Below are 19888 nucleotides of genomic sequence, written 5' to 3' on the forward strand. Positions count from 1 at the left end.
CACACACACCGGGGCGGCCCGGCCCCCCCCGCGCCCCCGGCCCCTCCCGTCGTGCTGTCTGCCGGTCGTGCGTGACGCCCCGCTCAGAACAGTCGCAGCTTGTCGTCCTCGATGCCCCGCATGGCGTTGTAGTCCAGCACCTGGCAGCCGATGCCGCGGTCCGTGGCCAGCACGCGCGCCTGCGGCTTGATCTCCTGTGCGGCGAACACGCCGCGCACCGGGGCGAGATGCGGATCGCGGTTCAACAGCTCCAGATAGCGCGTGAGTTGCTCCACGCCGTCGATCTCGCCGCGCCGCTTGATCTCGACCGCGACCGTCCCGCCGTCGGCGTCCCGGCACAGGATGTCGACCGGGCCGATGGCCGTCATGTACTCGCGGCGGATCAGGGTGTAGCCCTCGCCCAGCGTCTCGATGCGGTCGGCGAGCAGTTCCTGGAGGTGTGCTTCCACGCCGTCCTTGATCAGGCCGGGATCGACGCCCAGTTCGTGCGAGGAGTCGTGGAGGACCTCCTCCATCGTGATGATGAGCTTCTCGCCCGCCTTGTTGACGACGGTCCAGACGCCCTCCTCCTCGCCCGTGCCCTCCTTCAGGGTGCAGGGCGGCGACATCCAGTTGAGGGGCTTGTAGGCCCGGTCGTCGGCGTGGATCGAGACGCTGCCGTCCGCCTTGACCAGGATCAGGCGGGGCGCCGAGGGGAGGTGGGCGGTGAGCCGCCCGGCGTAGTCGACGGAGCAGCGGGCAATGACGAGACGCATGGTCGGCAACGCTACTCGACGTGCCGGGCCCGACGCGATTCGCCCGTACCCGGACGCCCAGTGGGCTGTCCCACTTCTCCCATTGGCCCCGTCTTGCGCACTGGCCGATTGTGCGCCTACGGGATGGTGTCCATCTCGGCATTCTCCTGGTGCGGTCACGATCGGTTGCTTACGGTATTGAACGGGAGGTCGCGAACTGTGTACGCAGCGTGTTCGGTATCGCGGACTCCCTCAACTGTCCGGCAACCCCCGCCAGTCGGGGGTGCGAGAGGAGAACCCATGTCGCTCGACGTCTCACCGGCCCTACTCGAACAGGCCGAGCGAGGCGAGGTCGACGAAGCAGCCTTCGTCGACTGCGTCCGGACTTCCCTGCCCTACGCATGGGAGATGGTCAGCTCCCTGGTGGCACAGCTGAAGGTCGACGGCGGTGCGTTCGCCGACAACCAGACGCCTCCGCCGGACGAGCAGGCGCGCGGTCAGCTGCTGCGTGCGCTCGCGAGTGACGCCATACGCGGTGCACTGCAGCGGCACTTCGGGGTGCGGCTGGCCTTCCAGAACTGCCACCGGGTGGCGGTGTTCCCGTTGGACTCCTCTGTCGACGAGAAACTGACCCGCTTCACCTCGGTGCGCAGCCAGGTGCTGAACCAGTCGCCCGAGTTCCGCGACTGCTGACGCCACGATCGTCCGCTTGCCGCTCCGTACGCGGGAGGTGCAGTTCTGTACCGGAGCGGCAAGCTCCCCGCCCACGGCCTCAGCGGAGCTGGGGGAGCACCTCGGCGCCGAGCCGCCGTACGTTGTCCTCGGTCGCCGCGAGGTCTCCGGAGCCCTCGACGAGCAGCGCGAAGCGGGAGATGCCGGTGCGCTCGGACGTGGCCGCCAGCCGGTCCGCGCAGAGCCGGGGCGTGCCCACCGGGTGCAGCCCGCAGAGCAGTTCGGTGTACGCGTGTGGGTCGCGCATCTGCCGGGCCCGGCCGTCCACCGTGACATGGGCGCCAAGACCCTGCCGCAGCCAGCCCGGCATCGCCTTGAGCAGGGTCTCCGCCGCGTCCGTGCGCCGGTCGGCGATCTGGCAGACGCCGGCCGAGACATGGGCCGCGGCGTGGACCTCGGCCGCCGGGCGTCCGGCCGCGCGGGCGCGGCGCCGCCACAGGGCGACCATCTCCGCCTTCTCCTCGTCGCCGACGTGCATGCCCAGCAGCATCGGCAGCCCCCGCTCGGCCGCCATCCGCACGCTCGACGGCGAGGTGCAGGCGACGACGACCTCCGGGCCCGCCGCCTCCGAGAGGGCCTCCGAGGGGCGCGGGACGACGGGCACCTCGCGGAAACTGAAGCGGTCCCCCGAGGTGCCGACGGCCGGTTCGCGCAGCCAGCGGACCAGGAGGTCGAGCGACTCCGGAAACCCCTTCTCGTACGCCTCCAGGCCCGCGCCGAAGACCTCCAGGTCCACCCACGGACCGCCCCGGCCGACGCCCAGCGAGAACCGGCCGCCGCTCGTGACGTGCAGCAGCGCGGCCTGCTCGCCGAGCGCCACGGGATGGACGGTGGGCAGCACGCTGACCGCGGTGCCGACCCGGATGCGCCGGGTGCGGCCCAGCAGCAGCGCGGCCAGCGTCACGGCCGACGGGCACGTGCCGTACGGCACGAAGTGGTGTTCGGCCAGCCAGACCGTGTCCAGCCCGGCCTCCTCGGCGACCTCGGCCGAGCGGACCGCGCGGTGCAGCGCCTCCCCCTGACCCTGGCCCGGGAACTGGGCCCCCAACACGAAACTTCCAACGCGCATTGCCTTTTCCTGCTTCCTCGGCCCCGACACGGAGCTCCCCCACACCGCATAACCGCGTGACACGTGCCGAGGACACGGCCGGACGGCGGAATTTGCGGATTGTCTGCAGAATCCGCCGTCACGGGAGGGCCCGGTCCGTGCCGCGTAGGCTGGACGCCGCCCGTACTTCCTGTATAGCTCCGTGAGGTGTCCTGTGTCCCCGCGTCGCAACCGACCCAACGGAACCGGTTCGTCCGGCCGGAGCGCCGAGGACGACGGTGCCGGCCGTTACGGCGGCTGGCAGTCGTCGGAGGACTGGCAGGGCGAGGAGTGGAACGTACGGCACGTGGCGGGCGCGAGCGCGCAGGGGAAGTCGTACCGCTGCCCGGGCTGCGACCAGCTGATTCCGGACGGCATCCCGCACGTGGTGGCCTGGCGGGCGCACTCGGGGGTCGACGAGCGCCGGCACTGGCACAAGGCGTGCTGGAACGCGAAGGACCGCCGCACCACGCGGGTGCAGCGGTCCCGTAACGCGCCGAAGTTCTGAGCGGGGTCAGACGTCCCGCTTCTCCAGCAGGGCGAAGGCGCCGGCGAACGCGGCCGCCGTCACGCCGAGCACGATCCACAGCGGGTCCCAGCCCGAGGGTCCGGACTCGGACAGCGAGTTGGCGTAGAAGATGCTCATCTGGTTCGGGATCGAGTACTCGAACAGCGCCTGCTGCACGTCCCTCAGGGACTCCGAGAACATGAACAGCGCGATCACCAGCGGCGCGAGCAGGACGCCGATCATGATGGTGATGGCTCCCGCCGAGTGCCGGATGATCGACCCGACGGCCAGCGAGAGCAGGCCGAGCAGCGCGATGTACAGCGAGACGCCGACGGTGCCCTTCAGCCACTCGGCGCCGGTGGGCTCGGCCGCCCCGTTGCCCTCCAGCATGGCCACGTGCGCGAGGCCGATCAGCGTCGCGGAGACCAGGGTCACCACGAAGGCCACCAGGAAGAAGACGATCGCCTTCGCCGTCAGCACCCGGCCGCGGCTGGGGCAGGCGGTCATCGTCGTGCGGATCATGCCGGTGCCGTACTCCGAGGCGGTGGTCATCACGCCGAGCGTGATGACGCAGATGCTGCCGAGCAGCAGCCCGAAGAAGCCGAGGCTCAGCGCGCTCTCGCCGGCCAGGTCGGAGGACGAGTTCGCCACCACCACGCCGGTCAGCAGGCCGATGCCGATGACCAGCAGGACGAACACGCCCAGCGTCCACATCGTCGAGCGCACCGACTTGATCTTCGTCCACTCGGAGGCGAGCGCGTGCGCGAGGCTCGTGCGCACCACCGGGATCGGCGACGTGTAGGTGGGGTACGGCGAACCGGGCGCCGCCTGCCAGTCGGGGGCGGCCTGAGGGGTCGGGGGCTGGGGCGTGCTCATCGGGCGTCCTCGGGCTTGGTCGGGTCGGTGACGGGCGCGTAGGCCGACAGCGGCTCGGGGGAGGCCGCGGGCGGCGCCGGGGCCGGAGCGACCCCCTGAGGCGCCTGCGCGGCCTGCGGCGCCTGCTGAGCCGCGTACGGGTTGGCCGGCTGCCCGCCCGGCGCGGCCGGGGCGCCGTACGGTCCCGCCGGGGCCTGGCCCGGCGCTCCCTGCGGCGCCGCGAAGGGCTGACCGCCGTGCTGGGGCGGCGGCGGGGCGTACCAGCCGGGCTGGCCCTGGCCGGGCACCGGCATCGGCGGCTGCGCGCCCGGCGGCAGCGGCTGCTGGAGCCCCGCCTTCTGGTCCGCGGTCGACCGGTAGTCGACGGCGCCCTGCGTCATCCGCATGTACGCCTCCTCCAGGGAGGCCTGGTGCGGCGACAGCTCCCACAGCCGTACGTCACTGCCGTGCGCGATGTCGCTGATCCAGGGGAGCGCGAGGCCGGTCACGCGCAGCGCGCCGTCCTGCTCGGGCAGCACGTGGCCGCCCGCCTCGGTCAGCGCGGAGGTCAGCTTCTCGCGCAGCTGCGGGTCGGTGTCCGGGGTCCGCACCCGCGCGAAGTCGGCGGAGTTGGCCGAGATGAACTCCTTCACGCTCATGTCGGCGAGCAGCTGGCCGCGCCCGATGACGATGAGGTGGTCCGCGGTCAGCGCCATCTCGCTCATCAGGTGCGAGGAGACGAAGACGGTACGGCCCTCCGCCGCGAGCGCCTTCATCAGGTTGCGCACCCAGTGGATGCCCTCGGGGTCGAGGCCGTTGACCGGCTCGTCGAAGAGCAGCACCTGGGGGTCGCCGAGCAGCGCCGCGGCGATGCCGAGCCGCTGGCCCATGCCGAGCGAGAAGCCCTTGGAGCGCCGCTTGGCCACGTCCTGGAGGCCGACCACGCCGAGCACCTCGTCCACCCGCCGGGCCGGGATGCCCGACAGCTGGGCCAGGCTCAGCAGGTGGTTGCGGGCGGCCCGGCCGCCGTGCACCGCCTTGGCGTCCAGCAGCGCACCGACGTGCCGCGCGGCGTTCGGCAGCCTGCGGTACGGGTGGCCCCCGATCGTCACGTGACCCGCGGTGGGGTTGTCCAGGCCGAGGATCATCCGCATCGTCGTCGACTTGCCCGAGCCGTTGGGCCCGAGGAAGCCGGTGACGGCACCGGGCCGCACCTGGAAGGAGAGGTTGTACACAGCGGTCTTGTCGCCGTATCGCTTGGTCAGGCCGACAGCCTCGATCATGCTCCGCACCCATCGAAAGGTTCAGGACAGCAGGGCACACGCCCCCGTAAGGGTTAGGAGGATATCCGGGCGCTGACGGTTCCGTTCAAGCCCGGGCAAAATCCGACGCCCCACGGAACCTTTTCAGCACCGGTCCGACGAGCCCTGGGGCTGTCCGGCGGATCATGCCGCGGACGCGGGGTCCGGCCCGCCCACCTGCGGCGTTGTCGTCGCGCGCAGAGGTAGCACGGCTTGGCCGCGCCGGCGCCTTCCTGCCGGCTGACCCGCCGGACGGCGCTAGGCGTCCCGCCTCTTCAGCACCACGTACCCGCCGACGAGGGCCGCGATCACCCACAGGACCATGATGCCGAGGCCGCCCCACGGGCCGTACGGGACGTCGTCGTCGATCGGGGTGACCACCTGCATGATCTTGCTGCCGGCCTGGTCGGGCAGGAAGCGGCCGACCTTCTCCGTGGCCGGGACGTTGCCCAGGATGTTGGAGATCAGGAAGAAGAACGGCATCAGGATGCCCAGCGACAGCATCGGTGAGCGCAACATCGCCGCGACGCCCATCGAGAACATCGCGATGAGGGTCATGTAGAGGCCGCCGCCGATCACCGCGCGCAGTACGCCCGCGTCACCGATCGACGCCTTGAGGTCGCCGAGCATCGCCTGCCCGAGGAAGAACGTCGCGAAGCTGGTGATCATGGCCACGATGAAGGCGAGCACGGTGGCCACCGCGATCTTGCTGAACAGGAAGCCGCCGCGCCGCGGCACGGCCGCCAGCGAGGTGCGGATCATGCCGGAGCTGTACTCGTTGCCCACGACCAGCACACCGAACACGATCATCGCCAACTGGCCGAGGCTGGTGCCGGCGAAGCTGATGAAGGTCGGGTCGAAGGAGAGCCGGTCCCGCTCGCTCATGCCGTCGAACTCGCTCTTCGACAGCGCCGAGATCAGCATGCCGAGGGCGATGGTGACGACCACGGCGAGGGACAGCGTCCACACCGTGGACGCGACCGAACGGATCTTGGTCCACTCCGACCGGACGACCTGTGCCGTCGCCATGCTCATCCCCTCTTCCAGTCGCTGCCCCACGGCTGCCGCGGCTGTCGCTGTTGCTGTTGTTGCTGCGGCACCGGGCCGGGCGGCTGCCCGTCGTGCGCGTGGTACTCCACGGACTCCGCGGTCAGCTGCATGAACGCCTCCTCCAGCGAGGCCCGCTGCGGGCTCAGCTCGTACAGCACGACCTGGTTGCGCGCCGCCAGCTCGCCGACGGCCTCCGACTTGTCGCCGTCCACCTCCAGCACCTCGGCGTCGGTGTCGGCGACCTCGATGCCGGCGCCGTGCAACGCGTCGAGCAGCCGCTCGCGCTGCGGGGTGCGGATCCGGACGTAGCTGCGCGAGTTCTCCGCGATGAAGTCGGCCATCGAGGTGTCCGCCAGCAGCCTGCCCTGGCCGATGACCACCAGGTGGTCCGCCGTCAGCGCCATCTCGCTCATCAGGTGGGAGGAGACGAACACCGTGCGCCCCTGCCCGGCCAGAGTCTTCATCAGGTTGCGGATCCAGTGGATGCCCTCGGGGTCGAGCCCGTTGACCGGCTCGTCGAACATCAGGATCCGCGGGTCGCCGAGCAGCGCCCCGGCGATGCCGAGCCGCTGGCCCATGCCGAGGGAGAACCCCTTGGTCTTCTTCCTGGCGACCGCCGACAGCCCCACCGTGTCCAGCACCTCGCGCACCCGGGCCGACGGGATGCCGTTGCTCTGCGCGAGGCACAGCAGGTGGTTGTAGGCGCTGCGCCCGCCGTGCCACGCCTTGGCCTCCAGCAGCGCCCCGATGTACGTCAGCGGGTCCGTCAGCTGGTCGTAGTGCTTGCCGTCGATCCGCACGTCCCCGGCGGTCGGCCGGTCCAGGCCCAGCACCATGCGCATGGTGGTGGACTTGCCCGCCCCGTTGGGGCCGAGGAAGCCCGTGATGATGCCGGGTCTGACGGTGCAGGAGAGATTGTTGACCGCCACCTTCTCGCCGTACCGCTTGGTCAGCCCCTCGAGCTCGATCATGGCGCCCACGCTAGAACGGGACGAGGCCCACTGCCACCCCAGTGACAGAAGGCCTCGTCCTTGTTCCGTATCTGTTTCCGTATCTGTTTCCCTGTCCGGTCGGCCGCGGTATCCCGCGTCAGCGGGACTGCTGGGCCGGCACCCCGCGGGAGACCGACTCGTCCTCGGCCGGCGTACCAGCGGCGGCCACCGCGGCACCCGTGAGGGTCGCCAGCATCTCGCGCACGTTGGTGAGCTGCGCGTTGATGGAGTCGCGGCGGTTGGTCAGGGCGGCCAGCTCGCGCTCCGACTCCGAACGGATCCGGTCCGCCTTGGCGTTGGCGTCGGCCACGATGTCCTCGGCCTGGCGCTGCGCCGTCTCGACGGTCTGGCGGGCCCGGCGCTCCGCGTCCGTGCGCAGCTTCTCCGCCTCCAGGCGCAGCTGCTCGGCGCGGTGCTCGATCTCCGCGAGACGCTTCTCGGCCTTGGCCTGACGGGAGGCCAGGTCGCGCTCGGACTGCTCGCGGCGCTTGGCGAGGTTCGTCTCGAAGTCGGCGGCGGCCTGGGCGGCCTTGGCGCGGGTCTCCTCGAAGAGGGCGTCCGCCTCCTCGCGCTTGGACTGCGCGTCCTTCTGCGCCTCGGAACGAAGCTGCGAGGCGTCGCCCTTGGCCTTCTCGACGATCCGGACGCCCTCGTCCTCGGCCTTGGACTTGCGCTCCGCGGCGTACGACTCCGCGTCATTGCGCACCTGCTGGGCCGACGACTCGGCCAGCTCGCGGTGCTGCTCGGCCGCGCGCCGGGCCTCCTCGCGCAGGTCCTTCGCCTCTTCCTCGGCGAGACGCAGGATCTTCTCGACCCGGGCGCCGAGGCCGGCGTACGACGGCTCGGCGTCGTTGACCTGGGCCTGGGCGTTCTGGGTCTCGAGGTGAAGCTCCTCGATGCGCTTTTCCAGAGCGGTGATGCGGGCGAGAGCGCTGTCACGGTCGGAGACGAGCTTGGAGATGCGTTCGTCCACCTGAGCGCGGTCGTACCCACGCCGCACAAGCTCGAAGCCGTAGGGGGAAGTGTCGCTCATGGGGTTCCTGTCGAAAGAGACCGGGTGAGGTGATAGAGGGAATCCTAGGCGCCAATGCGGTGTGTCATCGAGCGGATGCGCGTTTGATACGGAGAATGACACCTCTTTTGAGTGGCTGACCCGCGGATGGCTTGCCAAAGTTCTGGTCAAGGGTCCGGTCGGCAGTCAACCAAAGATCTCCAGGAGACACCGAATCCGCCCCGGACGCTAGCCGTCTGACGACTTGCCACCCGAACGTGGGGCGCCCACCGTGGCTCCGGCCTTCACCCCGTTGTCCTTGCCCCCCGCCGGCGTCTCGAAGGACTCCAGCGCCTCCAGCACGTCCTGCACCCGGGAGATCTCCGCGTTGATGTCCTCGCGGCGCCGCACCAGGATCTCCAGCTCGCGCTTGCCCTCGTCGACCGTGCGCCTGGCCTCCTGGACCGCCTCGGCCTTCAGCTCCTCGGCCTCCCGGACCAGGGTGGCCTTCTTCTGCTCGGCCTCCTTCAGCAGCCCCTCGGCCTTCTTGACGGCGGCGATGCGCACCTTGCCCGCCTCGGAGTTGGCCTCCGACACCAGCTCCTTGGCCTTCGCCTCCGCCTTGGCCAGCTGCTCCTCGGCGGCCTTGATGAGCGCGTCGCAGCGGTCGCCCGCCGACTTCATCGTCTCGGCGGCCTCGCGGCGCGCCCGCTCGTGCAGCTCCTCGATCTCGGACGTGAGACGCTCGCGCAGCTCCTCCGCGCGCCCCCTGATGGCGGTCGCGTCCCGGCGGGCGCCGACCAGCAACTCGTCCGCGTCCGTACGGGCCTTCTCCACCCGGGTGTTGCCCTCGACCGTCGCCTCCGAGACCAGCCGGCCGGCCTCGGTGCGGGCCGCGCCGACCATCGTGTCGGCCTGCGACTCGGCCTCCGCGGTGGTCTTCTGGGCCTGCTGCCGCGCCTCGGAGAGCAGCTTGTCGGCCTCGGACGTGGTCTCCGTGATGAGCGTGTCGACCTGCTCGGCCGCCTCCGAGCGCCGCTTGTTGGCGTCCTTGCGGGCGTCGTCCAGGGTGCGCTGGGCCTCCTCGCGGGCGGCCGTGGTGACCCGCTCCGCCTCCGCCGCGGCCTCGGTGCGGACCCGGTCGGCCTCGGTGCGGACCCGCTCGGCGTGCTGCTGGGCGGACCCCACGGTGTCGGCGGCCTCGGCCCGCAGCCGCTCCGCCTCCCCGGTGGCGTCCGAGAGCAGCCGCTCGGCCCGGGCGCCCGCCTCGTTCCGCACCCGGTCGGCCTCGCCCGACGCCTCCGTACGGACGCGCTCCGCCTCCGCGACCGTCTCCGTCCGGATCCGGTCGGTCTCGGCCGCCGTCTGCGTGGTGAGCCGCTCCGCCTCGGCGCTCGCCTCGGTGATCAGGGTGTCCGCCTGCGTCGCCGCGTCGGACCGGATGCGGTTGGCGTCCTCGCGGGCGTCCGCCCGGGTGCGCGACGCGGCCTGCTCGGCCTCCGCGATGGCGTCGGAGGCCTCGGTGCGCACCCGCTGGGCGTGCTCCGAGACATCGGCGCGGATCCGGTCGGCCTCCGTGATGGCCTCGGACACCGTCCGCTCGGCCAGCGTCTTGGCGGCCTCGGCCTCCTCCCGCGCCTCGTGCCGCAGCCGTCCGGCGTCCTCGCCCGCCCGCTCCCGCGCCGCGTGGGCGTCGGCGCGGACCCGGTCCGCCTCCTGCTCGGCCTCGTGCCGGGTGCGCTCCGCCGCGTGCTCGGCGGCGCTGCGCAGCCCGGTGATCTCCTCGTGGGCCTGCTCGTGCAGCCCGGTGACGGAGTCCCGTACCTGCTGCGCGTGCTGCTCGGCGGCCGACACCATCTCGGTCGCGCGCCGGTCGGCCTCCTCGACCAGCCGGACCGCCTCGGCCTGCGCCTCCTCCACGCGGTTGCGCGCCGAGGCCAGCAGCTCCTCGCTCTGCTCGCGGGCCCGCTCGCGCTCCTGGCCGGCCTCCTGCCGGGCGGACCCGAGCAGTTCCTCGGCCTCGCGGCGGCGCCGGGCCGCCTCCTCCTGGGCGGCGCCCAGCGCCTCGGACGCCTCGGCGGCGATGCGCTCGGCGGCGGTCTGCGCCTCCGCGCGCACCCGGTCGGCGCTCTCCTGCGCCTCCGACTTCAGCCGCTCGGCCTCGCTCGACGCCTCCGACCTCAGCCGTACGGCGACGGACTCGCCCTCCGCGCGGGAGGCGGACGCGTCGGCGGCGGCCTCGGTGCGCAGCCGCTCGGCCTCCGTCTCGGCCTGCTGCTGGAGCGTACGGATCCGCTCCGCGGCCTCGGCGCGCAGCCGTTCGCTCTCCTCGGCGGCCTCCCGGCGGAGCCGCCCGCCCTCCTCGCGGGCCTCGGTCAGCGCCTCCTCGGCGGCGGTGCGGTGCTCCTCGGCCTCCGTGTGCAGCCGCGTCAGGTCCTCGGCGGCCTCCGTCCTGCGGGCCTCGACGGCGCGCTCGGTCTCCTCGCGCAGCTCGCGGGCGGCCCGCTCGGCGTCCGCCTGGAGCTCCTCGGCGCGCTCGGCGGCCTCCGCGCGGTGCCGCTCGGCCTCCGCGCGGGTGCGCTCCAGGGTCTCCTCGGCCTGCCGGCGCAGGGTGGTGGCCCGCTCGATGGCCTCGGTGCGGACCTTCTCGCTGTCCGTCGTCGCGGTCTGCCGCAGCTCGTCCGCGTCCGCCTTGGCCTTGGCGAGCAGCTCCTCGGCGGTCTTCGCCGCCTCCTCGATCTGCGCCACGGCCTCCTTGCGGGCCTCGGCGCGGATCTTCTCGCCCTCGGCGACCGCGTCGGCGCGCAGCTGCTCGGCCTCCCCGCGCAGCCGGCGCGCCTCCTCCTGCAGCTCGACCGTCTTGGCCCGGTACTCCTTGGTGTCGTCCTTCGCCGCGCCCTTGAGCTCCGTGGCGATGTCGTGCGCCTCGGCGCGCAGCCGGTCCGCCTCGGCCTCGGCCTCGGTGCGGATCCGCTCGGCCTCCTCGGTGGCGGCCTTCGTGGTCCGCCTGGCGTCCTCGGACGCCTTGATCAGCACGTCCTCGGCGGTCTTGGCCGCCTTGGACAGCTGGGTGGCCGACTCCTCGGCGGTGAGCGTACGGGCCTTCTCGGCGGCCGCCGTGACGATCCGCTCGGCCTCGGCGCGGGCGTCCGCGACCAGCTGCTCGGCCTCGGACTTCGTGTTCTCCGCGTCCTTGGTGGCCTCGCCGACCAGCCGGGCGACCTGCTCCTTGGCGGTACGGGTGCGCTGTTCGTTGGTCGCCTCGGCGCCGGCCAGCGCCTTGGCCGCCGACTCCTTGGCCTCGGCGACCACCTTCTCGGCCTCGGTCTGCGCCTTGCGCAGCGCCTCCTCGGCCTCCGACATGCGCCGCTCGGCGGCCCGGCTCAGCTCCTGGGACTGGCGCCGCGTGGACTCCGACTCGTCGGCGGTGGAGGTGCGCAGCTGCTCCGCGTGGTCGGTGGCCTCCTGGGCCTGGTCGGAGGCGGCGTTCAGCAGCCGCTCCGCGTCGGTGCGGGCGCGGCGCAGGATCTGCTCGGCCTCGGTGCGGGCGCTCTCGGCGTCGCTCGTGAGCCGCTGCCGGGCCTCGGAGGTCAGCCGCTCCGCCTCGGTGCGGGCGGTGGCCAGGGACTGATCCGCCTCGGTGCGGGACTCGTCGAGGAGGCGGCGGGCCTGCTGCTCGGTGCGGGCGCGCAGCTGCTCGGCCCAGGCCACGTTCTCGTTGACGTGCGACTCGACGGTCTGCCGGCGCTCGGCCAGCTCCTGGTCCAGCTGCTGGCGGCGGGTCACCGCCTCCTGGTGCAGCTCCGCCTGGAGCCGGGCGGCCTGCTCGGCGTGCTCCTGAAGGATGCGCTGGGTCTGCGCCCGGGCCTGGCTCAGCTCCCGCTCGGCGTCCGAGCGCAGCTGGTCGGCCTGCGTCTGCGCGTTGCGCAGCAACTGCTCGGCCTGGTACCCGATGTCACCGCCGTCGAAGGCGGGCCGGGACATGATGGTGCGCCGCGCCTCGTGCAACTTGGCGCGCAGCACCTCGACCTGGTAGCCGAGGTCCTCGGCGTGCTGGATCGCCTTTTCCCGCTCGGTCTTCAGCCGCTTCATCTCGGCCTCGAACCGAGAGAGGTGGTCGACGTCAGCCGCCGGCTCTCGCTCCTGGCTCTCGTAGCCCCGCACTGCGCGGTCCCATCCGTCCCCTGGTCGCAAATCTTCCCGACTGAGCTCCGTCCGCCCGACGGACGGGGCCCCCGGGGAATGGTGTCAGATCAACGGCGCAGCATGTGCCGCTGCCCCGTCGCCCGCCCCCCGAAACACGACCCCGGCGATCCCGCCGTCGCCGACGACAGGACCGGGTCACCCTGGGTTGAGCGGCGACCGCGCCCAACCCTACCGGCCCCTATGTACGAGAGTCAGTGCTCAGGTGACTCAACGGCCGCCGAAGTGACCAGTTCTGTCAGTACGCCATGGCAGTCCTTGGGGTGCAGGAAAGTGATCCGCGACCCCATGGAACCCCGCCGGGGCTCGTCGTACAGAACGCGTACGCCCTTCTCCCGGATGTCCGCGGCGTCCGCGTCCACATCCGCCGTACCGAAGGCGATGTGGTGAACGCCCTCGCCGTTCTTCGCGAGCCACTTGCCGACCGCGGAGTCCTCGCGGGTGGGCTCCAGGAGCTGGAGGTACGAGGCTCCGCCGTCCGACGTATCGTTGATCTTGAGCATGGCCTCTCGGACACCCTGCTCCTCGTTGACCTCGGTGTGGAACACCTCGAAGCCGTAAGTGGCACGGTAGAACTCGACGGTGGTGTCGAGGTCGCGGCAGGCGATTCCGATGTGGTCGATTCGCGTCAGCATGGATTCAGTGCAGCGCTCCGGAGGTGGTTACGCAACGTGCGCGCGATCACACCGACCGCCGGGTGACGGGCGGGATACCGCTCAGTACATTCGAGTAAACCCTCGTTCACTCCTCGGCCTGTGCGGGCCGGAAAAGGGGATCGCAGCTCATGTCTTCTGCAACGAACGGCACGACCTCCGTCATCGTCGCGGGTGCCCGCACCCCGATGGGGCGGCTGCTCGGCTCGCTGAAGCCCTTCTCCGGGGCCGATCTCGGCGGTTTCGCGATCAAGGCCGCCCTGGACCGCGCCGGGGTCGGCGGCGACCAGGTCCAGTACGTGATCATGGGCCAGGTGCTCCAGGCCGGCGCCGGGCAGATTCCCGCCCGCCAGGCCGCCGTCAAGGCCGGCATCCCCATGAACGTCCCGGCACTGACGATCAACAAGGTGTGCCTCTCCGGCCTCGACGCCATCGCCCTCGCCGACCAGCTCATTCGCGCGGGTGAATTCGACGTGGTCGTGGCCGGCGGCCAGGAGTCCATGACCAACGCCCCGCACCTGCTGCCGAAGTCCCGCGAGGGCTACAAGTACGGCGCGGTCCAGATGATCGACGCCATGGCGCACGACGGGCTGACCGACTCCTTCGAGAACATCGCCATGGGCGAGTCCACCGAGAAGCACAACACCCGCCTCGGCATCGAGCGCGGCGCCCAGGACGAGATCGCCGCCCTGTCCCACCAGCGCGCCGCGGCCGCCCAGAAGAACGGCGTGTACGACGCCGAGATCGCCCCGGTCGAGATCCCGCAGCGCAAGGGCGACCCGGTGGTCTTCAGCAAGGACGAGGGCATCCGCGGCGAGACCACCGCGGAGTCGCTGGGCAAGCTCCGGCCGGCGTTCTCCAAGGAGGGCACGATCACCGCCGGCTCCTCCTCGCAGATCTCCGACGGCGCCGCGGCCGTGGTCGTGATGAGCAAGGCCAAGGCGCAGGAGCTGGGCCTGGAGTGGATCGCCGAGATCGGCGCGCACGGCAACGTCGCCGGGCCGGACAACTCTTTGCAGTCGCAGCCGTCCAACGCGATCCGGCACGCGCTGAAGAAGGACGGGCTGGAGGTCGGCGACCTCGACCTGATCGAGATCAACGAGGCGTTCGCGGCCGTCGCCGTGCAGTCAATGAAGGACCTCGGCGTGTCCACCGAAAGGGTGAACGTCAACGGTGGTGCCATCGCGCTGGGCCATCCGATCGGCATGTCCGGCGCCCGGCTGGTGCTGCACCTGGCGCTGGAGCTGGGCCGGCGCGGCGGCGGGATCGGCGCGGCGGCCCTGTGCGGCGGCGGCGGCCAGGGTGACGCGCTGATCATCCGGGTACCGAAGGCCTGAGCGCCCGTACGGCGTCTCACGGAACGCAGTCAAGCAGTCAACGCAGTCAACGCAGTCGAACCTAGTCGGACGGAGCTGAACGGAGCTGTGATGCAGGACGTCTCCTCACTGGTGGCCCAGGCCAGGGAAGGCCGACCGCGGGCCGTGGCCAGGCTGATCTCTCTGGTGGAGGGGGCGTCCCCGCAGCTCAGGGAGGTCATGGAGGCGCTCGCGCCGCTGACCGGCGGGGCCTACGTGGTCGGTCTCACCGGCTCGCCGGGCGTCGGCAAGTCGACGTCCACCTCGGCGCTGGTGACGGCGTACCGCAAGCAGGGCAGGCGGGTCGGCGTCCTCGCGGTCGACCCCTCCTCCCCCTTCTCCGGCGGCGCGCTGCTCGGCGACCGCGTCCGGATGTCCGAGCACGCCTCCGACCCCGGCGTCTACATCCGTTCCATGGCGACCCGCGGCCACCTCGGCGGCCTCGCCTGGGCGGCCCCGCAGGCGATCCGCGTCCTGGACGCGGCCGGCTGCGACGTGATCCTGGTCGAGACGGTCGGCGTCGGCCAGTCCGAGGTCGAGATCGCCTCCCAGGCCGACACCTCCGTCGTCCTCCTCGCCCCCGGCATGGGCGACGGCATCCAGGCGGCCAAGGCCGGAATCCTGGAGATCGGCGACGTCTACGTCGTCAACAAGGCCGACCGGGACGGCGCCGACGCCACCGCCCGCGAGCTGAACCACATGCTGGGCCTCGGCGAGGCCCGCGCCGCCGGCGACTGGCGCCCGCCCATCGTCAAGACGGTCGCCGCACGCGCCGAGGGCGTCGACGAGGTGGTCGAGGCCCTGGAGAAGCACCGCGCGTGGATGGAGGAGCGGGACGTCCTCGCCGAACGCCGCCGCGCCCGCGCCGCCCGCGAGGTCGAGACCATCGCCGTCACCACCCTGCGCGAACGCATCGGGGACCTGCACGGCGACCGCCGCCTCGGCACCCTGGCGGAACGGATCGTGGCCGGCGAACTCGACCCGTACCGCGCGGCGGACGAACTGGTGGCGGGGCTGACGAACGGCTGACGCCCGGCGTTCGACGGCTGACGCCCGACGTCCGAAAAAGACCGCGCGCACACGGAGCCGCGCTGCTACCTTGACCCGCATGTTCCTCCTCATGGCATAGGGCCCGCCCCGCACGCGACCGCCGCATCCGGCCGTCGCGCGCCTCGGCGTCCCCTCGTTGCCTTCCCGCAGAGGAACCCTTCGCATGTCCACGCCCTTTCCGCGGCCCTCGTACGCCGCCGTGCTCCGTGTCCCCCATGCCCGCCGCACCTTCGCGGCCGCCCTCGTCGGCCGGCTCTCGTACGGCACGGTCTCCCTCTCCCTGATGCTCGCCCTGACCCGGTCCACCGGGTCGTACGCCGTGGCCGGCCTGGTCATGGCGCTCTTCGGCGCGACGAGCGTCTTCCTGTCCCCCTACCGCGCCGGCCTGGTCGACCGGCACGGCCCGCGCCGGGCCCTGCTCCCCATGGCCCTGCTGTACGCCGCCCTGCTCTGCGCGACGGCGGCGGCCTGCTGGCGCCCGGGCGTGCCCGCGGCCGTGCTCGCCGTGACCGCCGCGTTCGCGGGTGCCTGCACACCGCCGCTCGGGCCCTCGATGCGGGCGGTGTGGGCCGACATGCTCCCCGATCGCGCCCTGCTGCAGCGCGCCTACAGCCTGGACGGTGTCGCCGAGGAACTGCTCTTCGTCTCCGGTCCGCTGCTGGTCGGCGTCGTGGTCGGCTTCGCCCCACCGGCCGTCGGCGTCGTGCTCAGCGCGGTGCTGGTGGCGGTGGGCACCCTCGGCTTCGTCACGTCGCCGGCGGCGGACGCCCCGCGACCGGCGGGGCGGGAGAAGGACGACGCGCCGACGGCCGGGCGAGGTGGAGCCGGGCAGGGACGGGCCCTGCTGCAGCCGGTCCTCGTCGCCGCGGGGGTCGGCGTCTCGGTGAGCGCCGTCGACCTCCTCGCCGTCGCCTACGCGGGGCAGCGTGACCTCGGGGGCACCACCGTCGCCTGGGTGCTCGCGGCACTGTCGGCGGGCAGCGCGGTCGGCGGTCTGCTGAACGGCGCCATCACCTGGACCTCGTCCGCCCGCGCCCGGCTGCCGTTCCTCGCGGCCGGTCTCGGCGTGAGCCTGGCCGCCGCGGGTCTCGCCCCGGGCGTCGGCACGCTGGTCGCGGCCGTCGCCTGCGCGGGGCTCTTCGTGGCACCGGCGCTCACGACGGCGTACCTGATCGCCGACGAGAGCGCGGCGCCCGGCTTCCGGACCCGGGCGGGTGCCTGGTGCAACACGGCCGTGAACGCCGGCATGGCCGCCGGTGCCGCCGCGGTGGGCCTGCTGGTGGAACGACTGCCGCTGCCGGTGTGCTTCGCGGTGGCCGGCGCGGTCGCGGTGGCGGCGGCGCTGGTGCCGGGGCGCCGCCGCGGTGCGTCCGCGAGGTGGGCGGGGCCGGTCAGTCGTCGTCCGAGCCGGAGTCGTCCGAGCCGGAGTCGTCCGAGTCCGAGCGGTCGGCTGTGATCTTGCCGGTCTTCAGGTCGACCCGCCAGTCCTGCTCGCCCTTGCCGTCGGCACGGGTCTCGACCTCCCAGGCGGCCGGGCCGTCGCCGTCGTCGTCGCCGTCGTCGTCCAGGTCCACGGAGGTCACCGTGCCCTTGCCGGCCGCGGCCTGCGCCGCCTCGGCCGCGGTGACGGAGGTGCCCTTGAGGGCGGCCCGCGCCTCGGCCGTGTCGTCCTCGTCGTCGTCCTTGTGGGAGCCGAGGACCTTGCCGGAGGCCGGGTCGATCCGGACGCTGTGCCAGGTGCCGTCGCCGGAGAGGATGTCGACCTCCCAGGCGGCACGCTCACGCCGGTCGTCGCCGTCGCCTTCGTCGTCCTCGTCGTCCAGGTCGGCGGAGACGGCGGTGCCCGGCGTGTCCCGCAGGGCGGAGGCGATGGCGCCGGCCGCCGTCACCTTGGCGGAGGACGCACGGGCGGTGTCGTCGTGGTCGTCGTGGTCGTCGGCCGAGTCGTCGTGGTCGTCGGACTCGTCCCGTACGCCACCGTCGTCCGACACGCTCACGTCCGCCCGGGGCGTCGTGCCCCGGCCGTCGCCGCCCGTGGTCGCGAGGGCCGTCGCCGTACCGCCTCCGATCAGTGCGGCGGCGGTGACGGCGGCGATCACGATGTTGCGCCTCATGCTGGTTCCTCCCGAGTCGTCCAGAGTGCAGTCGTTTTCGACGTCTTCACTGTCGCGGACCGACGCTGAGCCGGAGCTGAAGCCTCCTGAAGGGTTCTTCAGCCTGGTTTTGCCACTCTTTACATATGCGCCTGTTGATCGTGGAGGACGAAAAGCGGTTGGCCCTGTCGCTCGCGAGGGGCCTCACCGCCGAGGGGTACGCCGTGGACGTCGTCCACGACGGCATGGAGGGCCTGTACCGGGCCGGCGAGGGCGACTACGACCTCGTCATCCTCGACATCATGCTGCCCGGCCTCAACGGCTACCGGGTCTGCGCCGCCCTGCGCGCCGCCGGGCACGACGTGCCGATCCTGATGCTCACCGCCAAGGACGGCGAGTACGACGAGGCGGAGGGCCTGGACACGGGCGCGGACGACTACCTCACCAAGCCCTTCTCGTACGTCGTCCTGGTCGCCCGCGTGAAGGCGCTGCTGCGGCGCCGCGCGCAGGGCGGCGGGGCCTCGCCCGTGCACGTCCACGGCGACCTCAAGGTCGACACCGCCGCCCGCCGGGTGTTCCTCGGCGAGGACGAGGTCACCCTCACCGCGAAGGAGTTCGCGGTCCTGGAGCAGCTCGTGGTGCGGGCCGGACAGGTCGTGTCCAAGGCGGAGATCCTGGAGCACGTCTGGGACTTCGCCTACGACGGCGACCCGAACATCGTCGAGGTGTACGTCAGCGCCCTGCGCCGCAAGCTGCGCGCCGGGCTCATCCGGACCGTGCGCGGCGCCGGATACCGCCTGGAGGGCGGGCGATGAGCCGCCTCTTCGGGTCGGTCCGGGCCCGCGCCACGCTCGGCGCGACCCTGGTGGTCGCCGTCGCCCTCGTCGCGGCCGGCGCCGCCGTCCTGCTGTCCCTGCGCTCCAACCTGCTCGGCGAGGCCGGCACCCAGGCCGAACGCTCCGCGCGCGAGGTCGCGACCGAGCTGGCGGTCGGGACGCCGTACGCCGACCTGTCGCTGGACGTGGACGACCGCCCGGTGCAGGTCGTCGACGAGGACGGCACGCTGGTCGCCGCCAGTGAGGACCTGGAGCGGATCACCGGCACCGGCGTCGAGACGGTGAAGCCGCGGCCGGCCGCCTCGCCCGACGGCACCGGCGACGCGGACGAGGCGGACGACGCGGACGACGATGACGACGCGGGCGAGCCGCTCGAAGCGGGTGAGATCGGCGAACGGACCACCGTCAGCGACGGTTCGGCGACCATCGACGGCGACACGGAGGACTACCGCTTCGCCGCCGTCCCCGTGAAGACCGACGACAGGGGCCGCCTCACCGTCTACGCCGGGGCCCCGCTCTCCGCCGAGCACGGCGCCGTGAACACCGCGCTGACCGTCATGCTGATCGGCTTCCCGGTGCTGCTCGCGGTCGTCGGGTGGGTGACCTGGCTGGTCACCCGGCGCGCGCTGCGTCCGGTGGAGGGCATCCGGCGGGAGATGGCCGCGATCACCGCCAGCGAGGACCTGGCCCGTCGCGTCCCGGTGCCGGGCACCCACGACGAGGTGGCCAGGCTCGCCTCGACCACCAACGAGACGCTGGCCGCGCTGGAGACCTCCGTGGAGCGGCAGCGGCGGTTCGTCGCCGACGCCTCGCACGAGCTGCGCAGCCCGATCGCCTCGCTGCGCACCCAGCTGGAGGTGGCCGCCGCCCATCCCGAGCTGCTGGACCTCGACGGCGCGGTGGAGGACACCGTACGGCTCCAGCACCTCGCCGCCGACCTGTTGCTCCTTGCCCGGCTGGACGCGGGGGAGCGGCCGGCCGACGCGCGGGTCGACCTCGCGGCGCTGGCGCGGGAGGAGGCCGGGGGACGGGCCGGGGTGAGCGTGCGGGAGGACGCCGGTGTCGCCGGCGGGGTGACGGTGGCCGGCTCGCGCGGGCAGTTGGGCCGGGTGCTGGCCAATCTGCTCGACAACGCCCAGCGGCACGCCCGCTCGGCGGTGGAGGTGTCCGTGCGGCGGGACGGCGACCTGGCCGTGGTCGGGGTGGCCGACGACGGGGAGGGGGTGCCGGCGGCCGACCGGGAGCGGATCTTCGAACGGTTCGTACGGCTCGACGCCGCCCGCAGCCGCGACGACGGCGGGGCGGGGCTGGGGCTGGCCATCGCCCGCGACGTCGCCGTGCGGCACGGCGGCACGCTCACCGTGCACGACGCGCCGGCAGGCGGCGCCCTGTTCGAGCTCCGCCTGCCGGCCGCCTAGGGGCTGTCGTTCGGATCAGGCCGACTCCAG

At 72.6% G+C, this 19888-nt stretch carries 17 protein-coding genes; 7 read left to right on the top strand and 10 right to left on the bottom strand.

Annotation, left to right across the window (positions count from 1 at the left end; all coding sequences use genetic code 11):
- Positions 1-83: 83 nt before the first annotated feature.
- Complete coding sequence (nucS, locus tag ACFWR9_RS17310) at positions 84-755, bottom strand: endonuclease NucS (protein ID WP_064729874.1); 672 nt, start codon at positions 753-755, stop codon at positions 84-86.
- 279 nt (positions 756-1034) lie between these two features.
- Here nucS and ACFWR9_RS17315 point away from each other — a divergent pair, with 279 nt between their 5' ends.
- Positions 1035-1427, top strand: a complete 393-nt coding sequence (locus ACFWR9_RS17315) for an SCO5389 family protein (protein WP_055421911.1) — start codon at positions 1035-1037, stop codon at positions 1425-1427.
- Between the two features lie 79 nt (positions 1428-1506).
- Here ACFWR9_RS17315 and ACFWR9_RS17320 read toward each other — a convergent pair whose 3' ends face one another.
- Positions 1507-2535 (bottom strand): LLM class flavin-dependent oxidoreductase, encoded by a 1029-nt coding sequence (locus ACFWR9_RS17320; protein ID WP_383842346.1) that lies wholly within the window; start codon positions 2533-2535, stop codon positions 1507-1509.
- Between the two features lie 193 nt (positions 2536-2728).
- Here ACFWR9_RS17320 and ACFWR9_RS17325 point away from each other — a divergent pair, with 193 nt between their 5' ends.
- Positions 2729-3061, top strand: a complete 333-nt coding sequence (locus tag ACFWR9_RS17325; RefSeq protein ID WP_383842349.1) for an ATP/GTP-binding protein — start codon at positions 2729-2731, stop codon at positions 3059-3061.
- A gap of 6 nt (positions 3062-3067) precedes the next feature.
- Here the strand turns inward: ACFWR9_RS17325 and ACFWR9_RS17330 are convergent, their stop codons facing one another.
- The 7 genes from ACFWR9_RS17330 to mce form a co-directional block, all read right to left on the bottom strand.
- Positions 3068-3937 (bottom strand): ABC transporter permease, encoded by an 870-nt coding sequence (locus ACFWR9_RS17330; protein ID WP_383842352.1) that lies wholly within the window; start codon positions 3935-3937, stop codon positions 3068-3070.
- Positions 3934-5199, bottom strand: a complete 1266-nt coding sequence (locus ACFWR9_RS17335) for an ABC transporter ATP-binding protein (RefSeq protein WP_383842355.1) — start codon at positions 5197-5199, stop codon at positions 3934-3936. The genes ACFWR9_RS17330 and ACFWR9_RS17335 overlap by 4 nt, the downstream gene beginning before the upstream one ends.
- 276 nt (positions 5200-5475) lie before the next feature.
- On the bottom strand, positions 5476-6246 hold the full coding sequence (locus tag ACFWR9_RS17340) for an ABC transporter permease (protein WP_383842358.1): 771 nt from the start codon (positions 6244-6246) through the stop codon (positions 5476-5478).
- Between the two features lie 2 nt (positions 6247-6248).
- Positions 6249-7238 (bottom strand): ABC transporter ATP-binding protein, encoded by a 990-nt coding sequence (locus ACFWR9_RS17345; protein ID WP_383842361.1) that lies wholly within the window; start codon positions 7236-7238, stop codon positions 6249-6251.
- 118 nt (positions 7239-7356) lie between these two features.
- Entirely contained in the window at positions 7357-8292 is a 936-nt protein-coding gene (locus ACFWR9_RS17350) for a cellulose-binding protein (RefSeq protein ID WP_383842364.1), read from the bottom strand.
- A gap of 207 nt (positions 8293-8499) precedes the next feature.
- Entirely contained in the window at positions 8500-12414 is a 3915-nt protein-coding gene (gene scy, locus ACFWR9_RS17355; protein WP_383842367.1) for a polarized growth protein Scy, read from the bottom strand.
- A gap of 233 nt (positions 12415-12647) precedes the next feature.
- The gene (mce, locus tag ACFWR9_RS17360) at positions 12648-13088 is read right to left on the bottom strand and encodes a methylmalonyl-CoA epimerase (RefSeq protein ID WP_122616274.1); all 441 of its coding nucleotides are present in this window, start codon (positions 13086-13088) and stop codon (positions 12648-12650) included.
- A gap of 149 nt (positions 13089-13237) precedes the next feature.
- Between mce and ACFWR9_RS17365 the strand changes: the two genes are divergently transcribed.
- The 3 genes from ACFWR9_RS17365 to ACFWR9_RS17375 all read left to right on the top strand — a co-directional run bounded on the left by ACFWR9_RS17365 (position 13238) and on the right by ACFWR9_RS17375 (position 16967).
- Positions 13238-14443, top strand: coding sequence for an acetyl-CoA C-acetyltransferase (locus ACFWR9_RS17365; RefSeq protein WP_383842370.1), 1206 nt, complete (start codon positions 13238-13240; stop codon positions 14441-14443).
- 90 nt (positions 14444-14533) lie between these two features.
- Positions 14534-15490 (top strand): methylmalonyl Co-A mutase-associated GTPase MeaB, encoded by a 957-nt coding sequence (gene meaB, locus ACFWR9_RS17370; RefSeq protein WP_383842373.1) that lies wholly within the window; start codon positions 14534-14536, stop codon positions 15488-15490.
- Positions 15491-15674: 184 nt separating this feature from the next.
- The gene (locus ACFWR9_RS17375; RefSeq protein ID WP_383842376.1) at positions 15675-16967 is read left to right on the top strand and encodes an MFS transporter; all 1293 of its coding nucleotides are present in this window, start codon (positions 15675-15677) and stop codon (positions 16965-16967) included.
- Here ACFWR9_RS17375 and ACFWR9_RS17380 read toward each other — a convergent pair.
- Positions 16903-17625 (bottom strand): PepSY domain-containing protein, encoded by a 723-nt coding sequence (locus ACFWR9_RS17380; protein ID WP_383842379.1) that lies wholly within the window; start codon positions 17623-17625, stop codon positions 16903-16905. The genes ACFWR9_RS17375 and ACFWR9_RS17380 overlap by 65 nt on opposite strands.
- Before the next feature lie 125 nt (positions 17626-17750).
- Between ACFWR9_RS17380 and ACFWR9_RS17385 the strand changes: the two genes are divergently transcribed.
- Positions 17751-18419 (top strand): response regulator transcription factor, encoded by a 669-nt coding sequence (locus ACFWR9_RS17385; RefSeq protein WP_383842382.1) that lies wholly within the window; start codon positions 17751-17753, stop codon positions 18417-18419.
- A complete protein-coding gene (locus ACFWR9_RS17390; protein WP_383842385.1) occupies positions 18416-19858 on the top strand; it encodes an ATP-binding protein in 1443 nt (480 codons plus the stop codon). The genes ACFWR9_RS17385 and ACFWR9_RS17390 overlap by 4 nt, the downstream gene beginning before the upstream one ends.
- Positions 19859-19888 lie beyond the last annotated feature (30 nt).

The sequence above is a fragment of the Streptomyces sp. NPDC058534 genome, assembly GCF_042717365.1.
Lineage (GTDB): Bacteria > Actinomycetota > Actinomycetes > Streptomycetales > Streptomycetaceae > Streptomyces.